The sequence below is a fragment of the Rhodoferax ferrireducens genome, from assembly GCF_049302455.1.
Taxonomy (GTDB): domain Bacteria; phylum Pseudomonadota; class Gammaproteobacteria; order Burkholderiales; family Burkholderiaceae_C; genus Rhodoferax; species Rhodoferax ferrireducens_B.
Genome location: NZ_JBAQMD010000089.1, coordinates 1 through 17,035 on the forward strand (window position 1 = coordinate 1; position 17,035 = coordinate 17,035).

Below are 17,035 nucleotides of genomic sequence, written 5' to 3' on the forward strand. Positions count from 1 at the left end.
TGTCCAAAGACGAAGGTGGCCGCCACACCCCGTTCTTCAACAACTACCGTCCCCAGTTCTACTTCCGTACCACGGACGTGACCGGTGCGATCGAGTTGCCAGAAGGCAAAGAAATGGTGATGCCGGGCGACAACGTGTCGATCATCGTCAAGCTGATCAACCCGATCGCCATGGAAGAAGGCCTGCGTTTCGCCATCCGCGAAGGTGGCAAGACGGTTGGTGCCGGTGTGGTTGCGAAGATCATCGCATAGAAGATTTTATTTGTAGGGGCGTAGCTCAATTGGCAGAGCGTCGGTCTCCAAAACCGAAGGTTGATGGTTCGATTCCTTCCGCCCCTGCCACCAGATTCGCACGATGAGGTGGATTTCCGGCCCGCTATGTGAATAGCGGGCTTCAGCGTCTCAAGACGGCTGAATTTGATTTGATGCAGCAAAAGTACGAGATTGAGAAAAATGGCCACCACACAAGTTGAAACTGTCAGTACCGGCGCCGATAAGGCCAAACTTGCGACAGCCGCCGTGTTGGTTGTGGCCGCGCTTGCAGCCTTTTATTTGTTCGGCAAGCAAGGGCAACTGGTTCAATGGGGTGCTTTGCTGCTGGGTTTGGCGGCCGCCGTGGTTGTTTTTTTTACATCCGAGCCAGGCAAAGCCCTGTACGCCTTCGGTCAAGACGCCTGGCGAGAAGTTAAAAAAGTCGTTTGGCCCGCGCGCAAAGAAGCCATTCAAATGACGGCTTATGTGTTTGGCTTTGTGCTGCTGATGGCTTTATTTCTCTGGCTGACGGACAAGACGCTTGAGTGGTTGTTTTATGACTTGATTCTGGGGTGGAAAAAATAATGAATGACGCTGTAGAAACCCCGTCAACTGAAACGCCTGCGGCAGCGCAGGTTCTGGCAACGGCGCCGACCAATCCCGATTTGCGTTGGTACGTCGTTCATGCTTATTCAGGCATGGAAAAAGCGGTTGAGCGCAACATCACGGAGCGCATCAATCGCTCTGGCATGCAGCATAAATTTGGTCGCATTCTGGTTCCCATGGAGGAAGTGGTCGAGATCAAGAATGGCCAGAAAAAGACGACTGAACGCAAGTTTTTCCCAGGCTATGTGCTGGTCGAAATGGTGATGGACGACGATACCTGGCACCTGGTAAAGCACACCAACAAGGTCACTGGTTTTGTCGGCGGTCTGAAGACCCGCCCGGCGCCGATCTCGGAGGCGGAAGTCTTGAAGATCGTCAACCAGATGCAGGAAGGCACCGAGAAGCCGCGTCACAAGGTTGAATTTGAGGTGGGTGAGTTTGTGCGCGTCAAGGATGGGCCTTTTACCGATTTCAATGGCTCGGTGGAAGACGTCAACTACGAAAAGAGCAAAGTTCGCGTCGCGGTTACAATCTTTGGCCGCGCCACGCCAGTGGAACTTGATTTTTCCCAGATTGAGAAAACATAAGCTGAGGCCTCGCGGGACAGGCCGGAGCTACGCATGGCGAGCCTGCTCTGTCCTCAATTGATTACTTGCTTGGCGCTTCCCGACTCGGCGCCAAGTGCTGAAATGTAGAGAGTCGTTAACCCCGGGGAGCCAGGGCCCGCAAATTTAAAGCGAGGGCCGGGCGTCATTACCCGCAAGGAGAAAAGCATGGCGAAAAAAATCGTCGGTTTTGTCAAACTGCAAGTACCAGCAGGCAAAGCCAATCCGTCACCACCCATTGGCCCAGCTTTGGGTCAGCGTGGCTTGAATATTATGGAATTCTGCAAAGCGTTCAACGCGCAGACCCAGGGCATTGAGCCTGGTCTGCCGCTGCCGGTGGTTATCACCGCTTTTGCAGACAAAAGTTTTACTTTTGTCATCAAGTCGCCGCCGTCGTCGATCCTGATCAAAAAGGCAGTCGGAGTGACCAAAGGCTCGGCTACGCCACAGTCTGTCAAGGTTGGCAAGATCACACGCGCCCAGCTTGAAGAGATCGCCAAAACCAAGATGAAAGATTTGACTGCTGCCGATATGGATGCCGCGGTTCGTACCATTGCCGGCTCTGCCCGTTCGATGGGCGTGAATGTGGAGGGTGTTTAAATGACCCAGCTCACCAAAAAACAAAAATCCTTCCAAGGAAAAGTTGACAGCAACAAGCTGTATCCCCTGGCAGACGCATTGGGTCTCGTGAAAGAGTGTGCAACAGCCAAGTTCGATGAATCTATCGACGTGGCGGTTCAGCTCGGCATTGATGCCAAAAAGTCGGACCAAGTGGTGCGCGGCGCTGTCGTGCTGCCCAATGGCACTGGCAAGACCAAGCGCGTTGCGGTGTTTGCTCAGGGTGCCAAGGCTGAAGAAGCCAAGGCGGCGGGCGCTGACATCGTGGGTATGGACGATTTGGCCGCCATGATCAAAGCTGGCGATATGCCGTTTGATATTGTGATTGCAGCGCCTGATGCGATGCGCGTTGTGGGCACCTTGGGTCAGATTCTCGGTCCACGCGGTTTGATGCCTAACCCCAAGGTGGGGACCGTGACGCCGGACGTGGCAACGGCTGTCAAGAACGCCAAGGCCGGTCAGGTGCAATTCCGCGTCGACAAAGCCGGTATCGTGCACTCCACGATTGGCCGCCGCTCATTCGACACAGACAAGTTGCAAGGCAATCTGGCCGCGCTGGTAGACGCTTTGACCAAGGCCAAGCCGGCTACGAGCAAGGGTGTTTATTTGAAAAAGGTAGCGGTTTCAAGCACGATGGGTGTGGGTATCCGCGTGGATCTGCAAACCATCGCCGCGTAGTTAAGAGATTCTGACCACTTTAAAAGGTGGTCTGATGTGGTGGGCTGTTTATGCTGATTGGTATGAGCAGGTCATCCGAGACCGTTGGTGTGCAAGCCGTGCCGGTACGGACAAGCACTTAATCAATGGGTCCTGGGTTACCCAGGGCTTGAGCCAACGCAGATGGCGATCCCGCTGCAGATGGAACATGTTTCCGAAACAGTTGGTCGCTGCAATGTGGCGTGCTTGAAGGCAATTTGCCGACAAGCACATTTTGAAGGAGTTGATCTTGAGTCTTAATCGCAGTGAGAAAGAAGCGGTCATCAGTGATGTGACTGGCCTCGCCGCAAAAGCTCAAACGCTCGTGATGGCGGAATACCGTGGCATCACGGTCGCTGACATGACCAAATTGCGCTCCACCGCGCGCAGCAATGGCGTGAGTCTGAGTGTGTTGAAGAACACCTTGGCTCGCCGTGCTGTCACGGGTAGCGGATTTGAAGTTGTGTCCGACCTGATGACCGGTCCGCTGATCTATGGCTTCTCTGAAGATGCAGTGGCTGCCGCGCGAGTGGTGGCTGACTTCGCGAAGACCAACGTCAAGTTGGTGATTCGTGGGGGCGCATACGGCGGAAAAGCACTGGACGTGAACGGCGTGAAGCAACTGGCAAGCATTCCCTCCAAGGAAGTGTTGTTGGCACAGTTGCTGGGCTTGATGCAATCTCCAATTTCGCGTACAGCACGTGTGCTGGCAGCGATCGCGGAGAAAAAAGGCGCTGGTGTGACAGACGCACCGGCAGAAGCCGCCGCAGAGGCAGTTGCAGCTTGATTGCGGGCAACGCGTAGTAACCAATATTGTTAGGAAATAAAAATGGCATTCGATAAAGACGCATTTTTGACCGCGCTGGACAGCATGACGGTCATGGAACTCAACGACTTGGTGAAAGCCATCGAAGAGAAATTTGGCGTGAGCGCCGCAGCCATGTCGGCACCCGCTGCCGGTGGCGCTGTTGCCGCTGTGGCTGAAGAGAAGACCGAATTCAACGTCGTGTTGCTGGAAGCTGGTGCCGCCAAGGTGTCAGTCATCAAGGCCGTGCGCGAAATTACGGGCCTGGGCCTGAAGGAAGCCAAAGACATGGTCGATGGTGCTCCGAAGAACGTCAAGGAAGGCGTTTCCAAGGTTGATGCTGAAGCCGCTTTGAAGAAGCTGCTGGACGCTGGCGCCAAGGCCGAACTCAAGTAATTGAGCTCTCCAGAGAGGCTGGGTGCTCCAAAAGGGCCCCAGCCTTTGCTGCTTATGAGAGAGCACTGAAAAGCAGACTCAAGGTCTGTTTTTCAGTGTCTTCTGATCCCGACTGCAGAAGATGCCTTGGTTCGGGTCATGCGCAATGTATGACCGTCCGCCAATGATTGGTAGCGGCCAATCACCAAGAAAAATATTGAGACATTGGGGACTCAATTTAACAGTCGCCTAGGACCCCCAGGATTCCTTAGTCTTTGCCCGGAGATCTCATGGCTTACTCATACACCGAACGCAAGCGTATTCGCAAAAATTTTGGCAGTCGCGACAGCGTGCTGGAAATTCCTTACCTGTTGCAAATGCAAAAGGATGCCTACACCGCGTTCCTGCAGGCTGATGTTCACCCCAAAAAGCGAACAGCAGAAGGGCTTCAAGCGGCTTTTGAAGCGGCTTTCCCGATCATTTCACACAATGGCTTTGTCGAGATGAAATATCTCGAGTACAACCTGGCCAAGCCCGCTTTCGACGTGCGTGAGTGCCAGACCCGTGGTCTGACTTTCGCCTCGGCAGTGCGCGCCAAGGTTCAGCTGTTCATTTATGACCGCGAGTCGTCGACCTCGCAAAATAAAGTGATCAAGGAGGTCAAAGAGCAAGAGGTCTACATGGGTGAAGTGCCCCTGATGACCACCAAGGGCTCATTCATCATCAACGGCACGGAGCGCGTGATCGTCTCCCAGTTGCACCGTTCCCCCGGTGTGTTCTTTGAACACGACAAGGGTAAAACTCACAGTTCGGGCAAGTTGCTGTTCTCGGCCCGAATCATTCCTTACCGTGGTTCCTGGCTCGATTTTGAATTCGACCCCAAGGACTTCCTTTACTTCCGCGTGGATCGTCGGCGCAAAATGCCGGTCACGATTCTGCTCAAGGCCATTGGTTTGAACCACGAGTCCATCCTGGCGAACTTCTTCGTCAATGACAATTTCCGTCTGATGGACAGTGGTGCCCAAATGGAGTTCGTGGCAGAGCGCCTGCGCGGTGAAGTGGCCCGTTTCGATATCACCGACAAGAGCGGCAAAGTGATTGTTGCCAAAGAGAAGCGAGTGACGGCCCGCCACACCCGCGAACTGGAACAGTCTGGCACCACGCACATCAGCGTGCCCGAGGATTTCCTGCTGGGTCGTGTGGTGGCGCGCAATATCGTTGACACCGATACGGGTGAAATCCTGGCCAAGGCCAATGAGGAACTCACGGAAGCACTGATCAAGAAGCTACGTTTGGCTGGCGTGCAGGATCTGCCGTGTATTTACACCAATGAACTCGATCAGGGTGCGTACATTTCGCAAACCTTGCGCAGCGACGAAACGGTGGATGAATTTGCAGCCCGTGTGGCCATTTACCGCATGATGCGCCCGGGTGAGCCGCCGACCGAGGACGCGGTGCAGGCGCTGTTCCAGCGCTTGTTCTACAACCCCGATACCTACGATCTGTCGCGTGTCGGCCGGATGAAGTTCAACGCCAAGATGGGTCGACCGGAATCGACTGGCCCCATGGTTCTGACCAACGAGGATATCCTGGCAGTCGTCAAGATTCTGGTGGACTTGCGCAACGGTCGCGGCGACGTGGACGACATTGACCACCTTGGCAACAGGCGTGTGCGTTGCGTGGGTGAACTGGCCGAAAACCAATACCGGACCGGTCTGGCGCGGATTGAAAAAGCTGTCAAGGAGCGTCTGGGTCAGGCCGAGCAGGAGCCACTCATGCCGCATGACCTGATCAACAGCAAGCCCATTTCGGCGGCCCTGAAAGAGTTCTTCGGCGCCTCGCAGTTGTCCCAGTTCATGGATCAGACCAACCCGTTGTCGGAGATCACCCACAAGCGCCGCGTATCGGCCCTTGGCCCAGGTGGTTTGACGCGCGAGCGCGCCGGCTTTGAAGTGCGTGACGTGCACGTGACCCATTACGGTCGCGTGTGCCCGATTGAAACGCCAGAAGGTCCGAACATCGGCCTGATCAATTCGCTGGCGCTGTATGCCCGCCTCAACGATTACGGTTTCATTGAAACGCCCTACCGTCGCGTGGTCGATGGCAAGGTCACGATGGAGATTGACTATTTGTCGGCGATTGAAGAAGGCAAATTCGTCATCGCGCAGGCCAATGCGGTGCTGGACAAAGACGGCAAGCTCACGGGCGAGATGATCTCTGCGCGTGAAGCGGGTGAAACGATTTTTGCCGGGCCCGAGCGTGTGCAATACATGGACGTGTCGCCAGCACAGATCGTGTCAGTGGCTGCCTCCTTGGTGCCGTTTCTGGAACACGATGATGCGAATCGCGCCTTGATGGGTGCAAATATGTCGCGTCAGGCCGTGCCGATTCTGCGCCCGGAAAAGCCAATGGTTGGCACCGGCATTGAGCGCGTTGCGGCGATTGACTCCGGCACTGTCGTGACTGCAATGCGGGGCGGCATGGTGGATTACGTGGATGCAACCCGGGTCGTGATTCGCGTCAATGACGCCGAGGCACAAGCCGGTGAAGTGGGTGTTGATATTTACAACCTCATCAAATACCAGCGCTCCAATCAAAATACCAATATCCATCAGCGGCCCATTGTCAAAAAGGGCGACATGCTGGCCAAGGGAGACGTCATTGCTGACGGTGCTTCCACCGATCTGGGTGAACTGGCTTTGGGCCAGAACATGCTCATTGGCTTCATGACCTGGAACGGCTACAACTTCGAAGATTCAATCTTGATCAGCGAACGCGTGGTGGCAGACGACCGCTATACCTCGATCCATATCGAAGAGTTGGTCGTGATGGCGCGTGATACCAAGCTTGGTTGTGAAGAAATCACCCGTGACATTCCGAACTTGAGCGAGCAACAACTCAATCGTCTGGATGAGTCCGGCATCATTTACGTTGGCGCCGAAGTTCAGCCGGGTGACACGCTGGTGGGCAAAGTCACCCCCAAGGGCGAGACCACACTGACACCGGAAGAGAAGCTGCTGCGTGCCATCTTCGGTGAAAAAGCCAGTGACGTGAAAGACACCTCGCTGCGTGTGGATCAGGGCTCCCAGGGGACCGTGATCGACGTGCAGGTCTTTACCCGCGAAGGCATCGTGCGCGACCGCCGGGCACAACAGATCATTGATGACGAACTCAAGCGTTTCCGGCTTGACTTGAATGACCAGCTGCGTCTTGTAGAAGCCGATTCATTTGACCGGATCGAGAAGTTACTGGTTGGCAAAGTGGCCAATGGGGGTCCGCAAAAACTTGCCAAAGGCACGACCATCGACAAGGCGTATTTGACTTCGGTGGAAAAACACCACTGGTTTGATATTCGTCCGGCTGAAGACGATGTCGCAGCTCAATTGGAGAGCATCAAGAACTCGATGGAGCAGACCCGGCACAGCTTCGATCTCGCCTTTGAAGAAAAACGCAAGAAGTTGACCCAAGGCGACGAGTTGCCTGCTGGTGTCTTGAAGATGGTCAAGGTTTATCTGGCTGTCAAACGCCATCTGCAACCGGGCGACAAAATGGCCGGCCGTCACGGCAACAAGGGTGTGGTGTCCAAGATCGTCCCGGTTGAAGACATGCCGTTCATGGCGGATGGCACGCCCTGCGATATTGTGCTCAATCCCCTGGGTGTGCCGTCACGGATGAATATCGGCCAGGTGCTCGAAGTTCATCTGGGATGGGCGGCAAAAGGTATTGGACAGCGCATTGGTGACATGTTGCAGGCTGAAGCCAAGGTGGCCGAATTGCGCAAGTTCCTGGATGAACTCTACAACGGTACCGGTCGCAAGGAAGACCTGGCTCAACTGAGTGACGACGAAGTATTGGAAATGGCGGGCAATCTGACGTCGGGTGTGCCTTTCGCCACGCCAGTGTTTGACGGCGCATCGGAGGCTGACATCGGGGCCATGCTCAAGCTCGCTTACCCTGAAGATGCGATCAAGCAAAAGGGGCTTACCCCGGCGCGCACGCAGGCTTACCTGTACGACGGCCGCACCGGCGACCCGTTTGAGCGGCCCACGACGATCGGTTACATGCACTATTTGAAGTTGCACCATTTGGTGGATGACAAAATGCATGCCCGTTCCACTGGCCCCTACAGTCTCGTCACGCAGCAACCGTTGGGCGGCAAGGCTCAGTTTGGTGGTCAGCGTTTCGGTGAGATGGAGGTCTGGGCGCTCGAGGCGTACGGCGCTGCCTACACGTTGCAGGAAATGCTCACAGTCAAATCAGATGACGTGCAAGGCCGTACCAAGGTGTACGAGAGCATTGTCAAGGGTGAGCATTCGATCGAAGCCGGCATGCCGGAGTCGTTCAATGTGCTGGTCAAGGAAATTCGCTCACTCGGTATTGATATCGAGCTGGAACGCGGCTAGGCCTGATGTTTTGCGGGACAGACCAGGATTGCGCAGCAGTCTGCTCTGTCCTCAACCGATTAAAGAGGAATTAGCGTCATGAAATCATTACTCGACCTGTTCAAGCAGTTCACGCCGGATGAGCATTTCAATGCCATCAAGATTGGCATGGCTTCTCCCGAGAAGATCCGTTCGTGGTCGTTCGGCGAAGTCAAAAAGCCGGAAACCATCAACTACCGCACCTTCAAGCCCGAGCGGGACGGTCTGTTTTGCGCCAAGATTTTCGGACCCATCAAGGACTCCGAATGCTTGTGCGGCAAGTACAAGCGCCTCAAGCACCGTGGCGTGATCTGTGAAAAGTGCGGCGTTGAAGTGACCCAGACCAAAGTGCGCCGCGAGCGCATGGGCCACATCGACCTGGCGGCACCTTGTGCCCACATCTGGTTCCTGAAATCGCTGCCGTCACGTCTGGGCCTGGTGCTCGACATGACCTTGCGTGACATCGAGCGCGTGCTGTATTTTGAAGCCTATGTCGTGACCGATCCGGGCATGACGCCGTTGAAAAAATTCAGCATCATGTCCGAAGATGACTTTGACGCCAAATTCAAGGAATATGGCGACGAGTTTCAGGCCAAGATGGGCGCCGAGGGCATTAAAGATTTGCTTCAGAGCCTCGATATTGACGGCTCGATCGAGAGACTGCGTAACGACCCCACGGGCTCCGAGCTGAAGATCAAGAAGAACACCAAGCGACTCAAATTGCTTGAAGCGTTCAAAAAATCCGGCATCAAGCCGGAGTGGATGGTGCTCGAAGTGCTGCCCGTGTTGCCACCGGACTTGCGTCCCCTGGTGCCGCTGGACGGTGGCCGTTTCGCCACCTCCGATCTGAACGACTTGTATCGTCGCGTGATCAACCGCAACAGCCGTCTGCGTCGTTTGCTTGAATTGAAGGCGCCCGAGATCATTGCCCGCAATGAAAAGCGCATGTTGCAAGAAGCCGTGGATTCGCTGCTTGACAACGGCCGTCGCGGCAAAGCCATGACCGGCGCCAACAAGCGCGCCCTCAAGTCGCTGGCCGACATGATCAAAGGCAAATCGGGACGTTTCCGTCAGAATTTGCTCGGTAAACGGGTCGATTACTCGGGTCGTTCCGTGATTGTGGTGGGCCCCACGCTCAAACTTCATCAGTGCGGCTTGCCCAAGCTGATGGCGCTTGAATTGTTCAAGCCCTTCATCTTCGCGCGCCTGGAAGCCATGGGCATTGCGACCACCATCAAGGCGGCCAAGAAGGAAGTTGAATCCGGCACGCCGGTGGTGTGGGACATCCTAGAAGAGGTGATCAAAGAGCACCCTGTGATGCTGAACCGTGCGCCAACCCTGCACCGTTTGGGCATTCAGGCGTTTGAGCCTATCTTGATCGAAGGCAAGGCGATTCAACTGCACCCGCTGGTTTGCGCCGCATTCAATGCCGACTTTGACGGTGACCAGATGGCGGTTCACGTGCCCTTGTCGGTGGAAGCGCAAGTGGAATGCCGCACGTTGATGCTGGCGTCCAACAATGTGCTGTTCCCGTCCAACGGCGAGCCGTCGATTGTGCCCTCGCAAGACGTGGTGCTGGGCTTGTATTACACAACCCGGGAGCGTATCAATGGCAAGGGTGAGGGTCTGATTTTCGCCGACGTCGGCGAAGTGCAGCGCGCCTTCGATGGCGGTGCGGTGGAACTGAACTCCCGTATCAATGTGCGGCTGACGGAGTACATCAAGGACAAGCAGACCGGCGAATTGGTGCCTTCGACCAAGCTGTGGGAAACCACCGCAGGGCGCGCCCTGTTGTCGGAAATTTTGCCCAAGGGCCTGCCTTTTGAAAACGTGAACAAGGCGCTGAAGAAGAAAGAAATTTCCAAGCTGATCAACGTGTCGTTCCGCAAATGCGGGCTCAAAGAAACCGTGGTGTTTGCCGACAAGTTGCTGCAATATGGTTTCCGGCTGGCCACCAAGGCCGGTATCTCGATCTGTCTTGATGACATGTTGGTGCCGACCGAAAAGCCGGGCATCATTGAGCAAGCCGAGCAAGAGGTCAAGGAAATTGCGCAGCAGTACACCTCGGGTTTGGTGACTTCAGGCGAGCGCTATAACAAGGTGGTGGACATCTGGGGCAAGGCCGGCGACGAGGTGTCCAAGGTCATGATGGCCCAATTGTCCAAGGAAATTGTCACGGATCGTCATGGCCAGCAGGTACAGCAGGAGTCCTTTAACTCCATCTACATGATGGCGGATTCCGGTGCGCGCGGTTCGCCAGCGCAGATTCGTCAGGTGGCCGGCATGCGGGGCCTGATGGCCAAGCCCGACGGCTCCATCATTGAGACGCCGATCACCGCGAACTTCCGCGAGGGCCTGAACGTGCTGGAATACTTTATTTCCACCCACGGCGCACGAAAAGGTCTTGCCGACACGGCCTTGAAGACAGCCAACTCGGGTTACCTGACGCGTCGTCTGGTCGATGTGACACAGGATCTGGTCGTGACCGAACAGGACTGCGGCACGCACAGCGGTTACCTGATGCGCGCCATCGTCGAAGGCGGTGAAGTCATAGAGTCCTTGCGTGATCGTATTCTGGGTCGTACGGCGGCCGATGATGTGTTGCACCCGGAGAATCGTTCCGTGCTGGCTCCTGCCGGCACGATGCTCGACGAAGACCAGATCGATGAGCTTGAGGTGGCGGGCGTCGATGAAGTCAAAGTGCGCACGGCGCTGACTTGCGAGACTCGTTTTGGTATTTGCGCCAAATGTTATGGCCGCGATCTGGGTCGGGGCGGTTTGGTCAACGGTGGCGAAGCGGTGGGTGTGATTGCCGCGCAATCCATCGGTGAGCCCGGCACGCAGTTGACCATGCGTACGTTCCACATTGGCGGGGCCGCCTCGCGTGCGGCCATTGCGTCCAGCGTGGAAGCCAAGTCCAACGGCAACATCGGCTTTAACGCCACGATGCGTTATGTGACGAACGGCAAAAAGGAATTGGTGGTGATTTCCCGTTCCGGCGAAATCGTCATCCATGACGAGCATGGCCGTGAGCGTGAACGTCACAAGGTGCCGTATGGCGCCGTGTTGGCGGTGAAAGCGGATCAGACCATCAAGTCGGGCGCGATCCTGGCCAATTGGGATCCTTTGACGCGACCGATCATTACCGAGTTTGCGGGTAAGGCCCATTTCGAAAATGTCGAAGAAGGCCTGACGGTTGCCAAACAGGTGGACGAGGTGACCGGTTTGTCCACCATGGTGGTGATCGATCCGAAACACCGCGGTTCGGCCAAGGTCATCCGTCCGATCGTCAAGTTGATTGATGCGACCGGCAACGAGGTCAAGATTCCCGGCACTGACCATTCCGTGACCATCGGTTTCCCGATTGGTGCGCTGGTTCAGGTGCGCGACGGTCAGGATGTGAGCCCAGGCGAGGTGCTGGCACGGATTCCTATCGAGGGCCAAAAAACCCGCGATATTACCGGCGGCTTGCCGCGGGTTGCCGAGCTGTTTGAAGCCCGGTCGCCCAAAGACAAGGGCGTTTTGGCTGAAATGACGGGAACCGTGTCTTTTGGTAAGGAAACCAAAGGCAAGATTCGCCTGCAGATCACCGATCCGGATGGCGCTGTCTGGGAAGACTTGGTGCCCAAGGAGAAAAACATCATCGTGCACGAAGGCCAGGTCGTCAACAAGGGCGAAAGCGTGGTCGATGGTCCGGCTGATCCGCAGGACATCTTGCGATTGCTCGGCTCCGAAGAACTTGCACGCTACATTGTTGACGAGGTGCAGGACGTGTACCGCTTGCAGGGTGTGAAGATCAACGACAAGCACATCGAAGTGATTGTTCGCCAGATGTTGCGTCGGGTCGTGGTCGAGAATGCTGGTGACTCCACTTATATCAACGGTGAGCAAGTGGAGCGCTCGGAAATTCTCAATACCAATGACGCCTTGCGCGCCGACGGCAAAATTCCAGCACGGTTTACCAATCTGCTGCTTGGTATTACCAAGGCATCCTTGTCGACCGACAGTTTCATCAGTGCGGCATCCTTCCAGGAAACCACGCGTGTGCTGACTGAAGCGGCCATCATGGGTAAGCGCGACGAATTGCGCGGCTTGAAAGAAAACGTCATTGTGGGTCGACTGATTCCTGCCGGTACCGGCATGGCTTATCACGAAGCCCGCAAGGTTCGCGAGAACATGGACGACACTGAGCGTCGGGCCATTGCCGAGGCGGAAGCCGCCGAACTGGCGGGTCAGGCAGAGGCAACGGAAGCCAATGAAGGAGCAGCAGCCGAGTAAGATCGGATCGCTATGTTAAGCATAGCGCCTCAAGCCCGTTTGGTGCGGGCTTGAGGCGTTTTTTTTGCAAATTTCGACGATGCCTGCCGGACTGGGGCATCTGGTCTCGTGCTGACGCAGCAGGTGCAACTTTGACAACGAATGCAAGTGAACAAAAAATTCCGTTGTGGCGACAGCTGCAGGCGGTAGCCGCTGTTTTGCAGGGCGTACGCGCCGGCATGTCTGCAACGGCTGCGCTGGAAGGGGTGACGCCCGATCTGCGGCCAGGCGTGCAATCGCTGGTTTTCCATGCGCTGCGCTCACTCGGACGCGCTGAAGCTCTGCGCCAGTTGCTTGCGCCCCGTAGTCCGCCGCCGCCCGCCGACGCGTTACTGTGCACTGCGTTGGCGCTGGCGTGGCGTGAGCAGGATGCGCCGTATGAGGTGTTTACCCTGGTCAATCAGACAGTGGAAGCCGCCAAGAGAAGTCCGGCAACCCAGCCCCAGGCCCGTTTCATCAATGCCTGCTTGCGTCGATTCTTGCGTGAGCGTGATACCTTGGTGCAACTCACCGATCAAAATCCGGTGGCGTTGTGGAATCACCCCTTGTGGTGGATCAAGCGGCTCCAGAAGGACTGGCCAGACCAGTGGCAAAGCATTCTTGCGGCCAATAACCGCCATGCACCCATGAGCCTGCGGGTGAACCTGAGACGGTCCGCCGTGTTGCCCTACTTGCAGTTGCTCAAAAATGCCGGCTTGAACGCCAGCGTTGCGGGAAGCTCGGGTGTGACGCTTGAACAAGCCAAACCAGTGCAGGCCTTACCCGGCTTTGCCGAGGGCCTGTTCTCGGTACAGGACGCTGCCGCGCAGTTGGCTGCCCCGCTGCTCCTGTCCGGCTTGGCGACGACTGGATCGTTTCAGATACTGGATGCCTGTGCCGCCCCAGGCGGGAAAACCGCGCATCTGCTGGAGATAAGCGATGCCAAGGTCACAGCGCTGGATGTTGATCCTGCGCGCTGTGGGCGAATTCATCAAACGCTGCAACGCCTGGGACTGGAGGCCCGGGTGCTGGTGGCTGACGCGGCTAAGGTTTCAGCTTGGTGGGATGGCCAGCTTTTTGACGCCATTTTGCTGGATGCGCCCTGTACTGCGTCTGGCATTGTGCGGCGGCACCCCGACGTGCGCTGGTTGCGGCGCGAGTCAGACATTGCCCAGCTGGTCGCAACGCAGGCCAGGCTGCTCAAAGCCCTGTGGCAAGTGCTCAAGCCGGGTGGCCGGCTCTTGTATTGCACCTGTTCCGTTTTCCGAGCGGAGGGCGGGAATCAGATACAAACGTTTCTTGCACACAACACCGAAGCCAGTTTACTGCCTTCGCCCGGGCATTTATTGCCAGTTAACCGGGCGACTGGCGACGCCGTCCCGGACAATCCAATCGGTGACCATGACGGCTTTTATTACGCACTGCTTGAGAAACGCGCGGCTTGACCTGATCGGGCTGCTGGCCTGTACCTGTTTGGTGTGGGGTTCAGCGGGCCCCGCTCGGGCACAAACGCGGCCGGCTGAAATTTCCAGCGTCAAGGTGGAGCGAGCGGGCGACGCTATTGTTCTTTCTGCCAGTGTTCAATTCGATCTGTCTACAGCGGTTGAAGACGCACTGCTCAAGGGGGTGGCCATGATTTTCGTGGCCGAGGCGGATATCTTGCGCGAACGCTGGTACTGGACGAACAAAAAAGTGGTGCATGCTGAGCGTCATATGCGCCTGGCCTATCAGCCGCTGACCCGACGCTGGCGCCTGAACGTGGCCTCCGGTCAAATTACCAACGCCGGGTTGGGCCTCGCGCTGAATCAGAACTTCGATACATTGCCCGACGCCTTGGCGGCCGTGCAACGTTTGTCGCGCTGGAAAATTGCCGAGGTTTCTGACATTGACCCGGAGCAGCGCTACCTGATCGAATTTCGTTTCGGCCTGGATGTGTTCCAGCTGCCGCGCCCGTTGCAGATTGGCACCTTGGGTCAGACTGATTGGGATATCTCTGTTTTTTCACGTCAAGCCTTGACGCTGGAGACGGCTCCGTGAGCCACGCTGGCCCCACCATTGAACCTGCTGGTCGATTCTCCCTGAGGAATTCGCGCACGCTGCGCTGGACGGTGGGCGTTGGTCTGGTCGTCATGGTGGTTGTTGGGTTGGTGCTGCTGTTTCTGTTGACGCAAGCGACGACCAATCGTGACATGTACGAGCGCAATTACGCGCGACTTTTCGTACTGAACGTGGTGGTGGCCAGTCTGTTGCTGATGGTCATCGTCTGGATTGCCTACCGATTGGTCAAGCGCTTGCGGCAGGGCAAATTTGGCAGCCGCTTGCTGGTCAAACTGGCCGCGATTTTTGCGTTGGCAGGGTTTGCGCCGGGCGTTCTGATTTATGTGGTTTCCTATCAGTTTGTGTCGCGCTCGATTGAAAGCTGGTTCGACGTCAAGGTGGAAGGGGCGCTGGACGCAGGTCTCAATCTCGGCCGTGCCACGCTGGAGGCGCTGTCCAGTGACCTGGCCAGCAAAGCCCGTGGTGCCGCCTCACAACTGGCCAATACGCCCGATGTCAGTGCCGCCTTGCCGCTGGAGCGTGTGCGCGAGCAGTTGGGTGAGAGTGATGTGTTGCTATGGAGCGCTGCCGGACAGCTGATTGCTGCAGCCGGCCAGTCCCGTTATCAACTCAATCCGGAGCGACCCAGCCAGCAGCAGTTCCGTAGCGCGCGGGCTCAAAAGTTCATCACCTGGGTTGAGGGACTCGATGATTGGGTGCCTGGCGTGGTGGTGAATGCCCGGATCAAGGCCTTGGTTCTGGTGTCGAGCAACAGCCTGGGTTTGCTGGAACAGCCGCGTTTTCTTCTGGTGTCCCAAACATTGCCTTCCACTTTGGTCGCCAATGCGCTGGCGGTCACGCAAGCCAACCGGGAGTATCAGGAGCGGGCGCTGGCGCGTGAGGGGCTGCGTCGTATGTACATCGGCACCTTGACGCTGAGTCTGTTTCTGGCCGTGTTTGGCGCGGTCCTGTTGGCCGTCGTGCTGGGCAATCAGATTGCGCGCCCACTGCTCTTGCTGGCCGACGGCGTGAGCCAGGTGGCGGCGGGAGATTTGACGCCCAAGGCGTCGCTGCAGGGGCGCGACGAACTCGATGGTTTGACCCGTTCCTTTGCCGACATGACACAACAGCTCTCAGACGCTCGACAGGCGGTGCAGGCCAGCATGCAGCAGGTGAACGCAGCGCGCGCCAATCTGCAAACCATTCTCGACAACCTCACTGCTGGCGTGATCGTGCTCGATGCACAAGGCGTTATTGTGTCCTCCAATCCGGGTGCCACACGTATTCTGCGGGTGCCGCTGGCGGCCTACGAGGGCCAGCGCTTAAGCGACATTGAGGGTCTGCAAACCTTTGCCGCCAGCGTTCAAGCGCAGTTTGATTCGTTTCTGGCATCCAACGACCAACACAGGTTCGATCATTGGCAGCAGTCCTTCGAACTTGGCAATGGTGTGACCAACCTGGCCGGACGGCAGCCCAGCAATGCTCTTGTTTTGGTAGCGCGTGGCGCCTCGCTGCCGGGGGCCACACGGCTCCTGGTCTTTGATGACATCTCTGAAATCGTGTCCGCTCAACGGGCCCAGGCGTGGGGTGAAGTTGCCCGCCGATTGGCGCATGAGATCAAAAATCCACTGACCCCGATCCAGTTGTCGGCCGAACGGCTGGAGATGAAGCTGACCGGCAAGATCGCGCCACCTGAGCAGGCGCTGCTGACCAAGTCAGTCAAAACCATCGTTACGCAGGTAGACGCCATGAAGCGTCTGGTCAACGAATTCCGCGACTATGCGCGGCTCCCGGCGGCAGAACTCAGACCGGTCGATTTGAATGCGCTGGTGACCGACGTGTTGCAGCTGTATGCCAGCGAGACTTCGCCGGTGCCCGTACAGATGGAGCTTGATCCATCCGCTCCAGTCATCATGGGCGATGCACAGCAGCTGCGTCAAGTGATGCACAACCTGCTGCAGAACGCCCAGGATGCCTCGGAATCTGCTGGCCACACCGACGCCGGGCACCCGGTGATCATCAAGACCCAGTGGCTTGAGAACGCCGGCCTGGCTCGCCTGAGCGTGCTTGACTGCGGCACAGGATTTCCTGACAGTATTCTTAAACGCGCGTTTGAGCCCTACGTCACCACCAAGCCCAAGGGCACCGGTCTGGGCCTGGCGGTCGTCAAAAAAATTGCGGATGAACATGGTGCCCGCGTGGATATTGCCAACCGGGTCGCGGACGGCAAAACGCTGGGTGCGCAAGTGTCGTTATCATTCGCGATAGAGAATGTCGCGCCGGGCGAGCCGGGCGACTCTTGCATACCCAAGGAACGCGCGTAAT

General features: G+C 56.9%; 11 protein-coding genes, 1 tRNA gene and 1 pseudogene. All 13 read left to right on the forward strand.

The features are described 5' to 3' along the window. A pseudogene (tuf, locus tag WA157_RS15435) lies at positions 1 to 251 on the forward strand (elongation factor Tu); the annotation flags it as partial. 14 nt (positions 252 to 265) lie between these two features. After that, positions 266 to 341: transfer RNA gene (locus tag WA157_RS15440), tRNA-Trp, on the forward strand. A gap of 111 nt (positions 342 to 452) precedes the next feature. After that, complete coding sequence (secE, locus tag WA157_RS15445; RefSeq protein ID WP_011465865.1) at positions 453 to 836, forward strand: preprotein translocase subunit SecE; 384 nt, start codon at positions 453 to 455, stop codon at positions 834 to 836. Then, positions 836 to 1,444, forward strand: coding sequence for a transcription termination/antitermination protein NusG (gene nusG / locus WA157_RS15450; protein ID WP_422621811.1), 609 nt, complete (start codon positions 836 to 838; stop codon positions 1,442 to 1,444). Before secE ends, nusG begins: the two co-directional genes overlap by 1 nt. Before the next feature lie 186 nt (positions 1,445 to 1,630). Further along, positions 1,631 to 2,062, forward strand: a complete 432-nt coding sequence (rplK, locus tag WA157_RS15455) for a 50S ribosomal protein L11 (protein ID WP_011465863.1) — start codon at positions 1,631 to 1,633, stop codon at positions 2,060 to 2,062. Then, positions 2,063 to 2,758, forward strand: coding sequence for a 50S ribosomal protein L1 (gene rplA, locus WA157_RS15460; protein ID WP_422621812.1), 696 nt, complete (start codon positions 2,063 to 2,065; stop codon positions 2,756 to 2,758). A 268-nt stretch (positions 2,759 to 3,026) separates the two neighbouring features. Continuing rightward, positions 3,027 to 3,563, forward strand: a complete 537-nt coding sequence (gene rplJ / locus WA157_RS15465) for a 50S ribosomal protein L10 (protein WP_422621834.1) — start codon at positions 3,027 to 3,029, stop codon at positions 3,561 to 3,563. 42 nt (positions 3,564 to 3,605) lie between these two features. Further along, the gene (gene rplL, locus WA157_RS15470) at positions 3,606 to 3,977 is read left to right on the forward strand and encodes a 50S ribosomal protein L7/L12 (RefSeq protein WP_011465860.1); all 372 of its coding nucleotides are present in this window, start codon (positions 3,606 to 3,608) and stop codon (positions 3,975 to 3,977) included. Between the two features lie 269 nt (positions 3,978 to 4,246). After that, on the forward strand, positions 4,247 to 8,359 hold the full coding sequence (gene rpoB, locus WA157_RS15475) for a DNA-directed RNA polymerase subunit beta (protein ID WP_422621813.1): 4,113 nt from the start codon (positions 4,247 to 4,249) through the stop codon (positions 8,357 to 8,359). Positions 8,360 to 8,437: 78 nt separating this feature from the next. Beyond that, the gene (rpoC, locus tag WA157_RS15480; RefSeq protein ID WP_422621814.1) at positions 8,438 to 12,655 is read left to right on the forward strand and encodes a DNA-directed RNA polymerase subunit beta'; all 4,218 of its coding nucleotides are present in this window, start codon (positions 8,438 to 8,440) and stop codon (positions 12,653 to 12,655) included. 131 nt (positions 12,656 to 12,786) lie between these two features. After that, positions 12,787 to 14,118, forward strand: coding sequence for a 16S rRNA (cytosine(967)-C(5))-methyltransferase RsmB (gene rsmB, locus WA157_RS15485; RefSeq protein WP_422621815.1), 1,332 nt, complete (start codon positions 12,787 to 12,789; stop codon positions 14,116 to 14,118). Then, positions 14,075 to 14,710: a DUF4390 domain-containing protein gene (locus tag WA157_RS15490; RefSeq protein ID WP_422621816.1), complete on the forward strand. Its 636-nt coding sequence runs from the start codon at positions 14,075 to 14,077 to the stop codon at positions 14,708 to 14,710. The genes rsmB and WA157_RS15490 overlap by 44 nt, the downstream gene beginning before the upstream one ends. Then, complete coding sequence (locus WA157_RS15495; RefSeq protein WP_422621817.1) at positions 14,707 to 17,034, forward strand: ATP-binding protein; 2,328 nt, start codon at positions 14,707 to 14,709, stop codon at positions 17,032 to 17,034. The genes WA157_RS15490 and WA157_RS15495 overlap by 4 nt, the downstream gene beginning before the upstream one ends. The last annotated feature ends 1 nt before the right edge of the window (position 17,035 follow it).

Bases quoted from the DNA above. Each gene is read 5' to 3' on its own strand.
- WA157_RS15490 (WP_422621816.1), top strand. From the start codon at position 14,075: ATGACGGCTTTTATTACGCACTGCTTGAGAAACGCGCGGCTTGACCTG.
- nusG (WP_422621811.1), top strand. From the start codon at position 836: ATGAATGACGCTGTAGAAACCCCGTCAACTGAAACGCCTGCGGCAGCG.
- rplA (WP_422621812.1), top strand. From the start codon at position 2,063: ATGACCCAGCTCACCAAAAAACAAAAATCCTTCCAAGGAAAAGTTGAC.
- rpoB (WP_422621813.1), top strand. From the start codon at position 4,247: ATGGCTTACTCATACACCGAACGCAAGCGTATTCGCAAAAATTTTGGC.
- rplK (WP_011465863.1), top strand. From the start codon at position 1,631: ATGGCGAAAAAAATCGTCGGTTTTGTCAAACTGCAAGTACCAGCAGGC.
- rpoC (WP_422621814.1), top strand. From the start codon at position 8,438: ATGAAATCATTACTCGACCTGTTCAAGCAGTTCACGCCGGATGAGCAT.
- secE (WP_011465865.1), top strand. From the start codon at position 453: ATGGCCACCACACAAGTTGAAACTGTCAGTACCGGCGCCGATAAGGCC.
- rplL (WP_011465860.1), top strand. From the start codon at position 3,606: ATGGCATTCGATAAAGACGCATTTTTGACCGCGCTGGACAGCATGACG.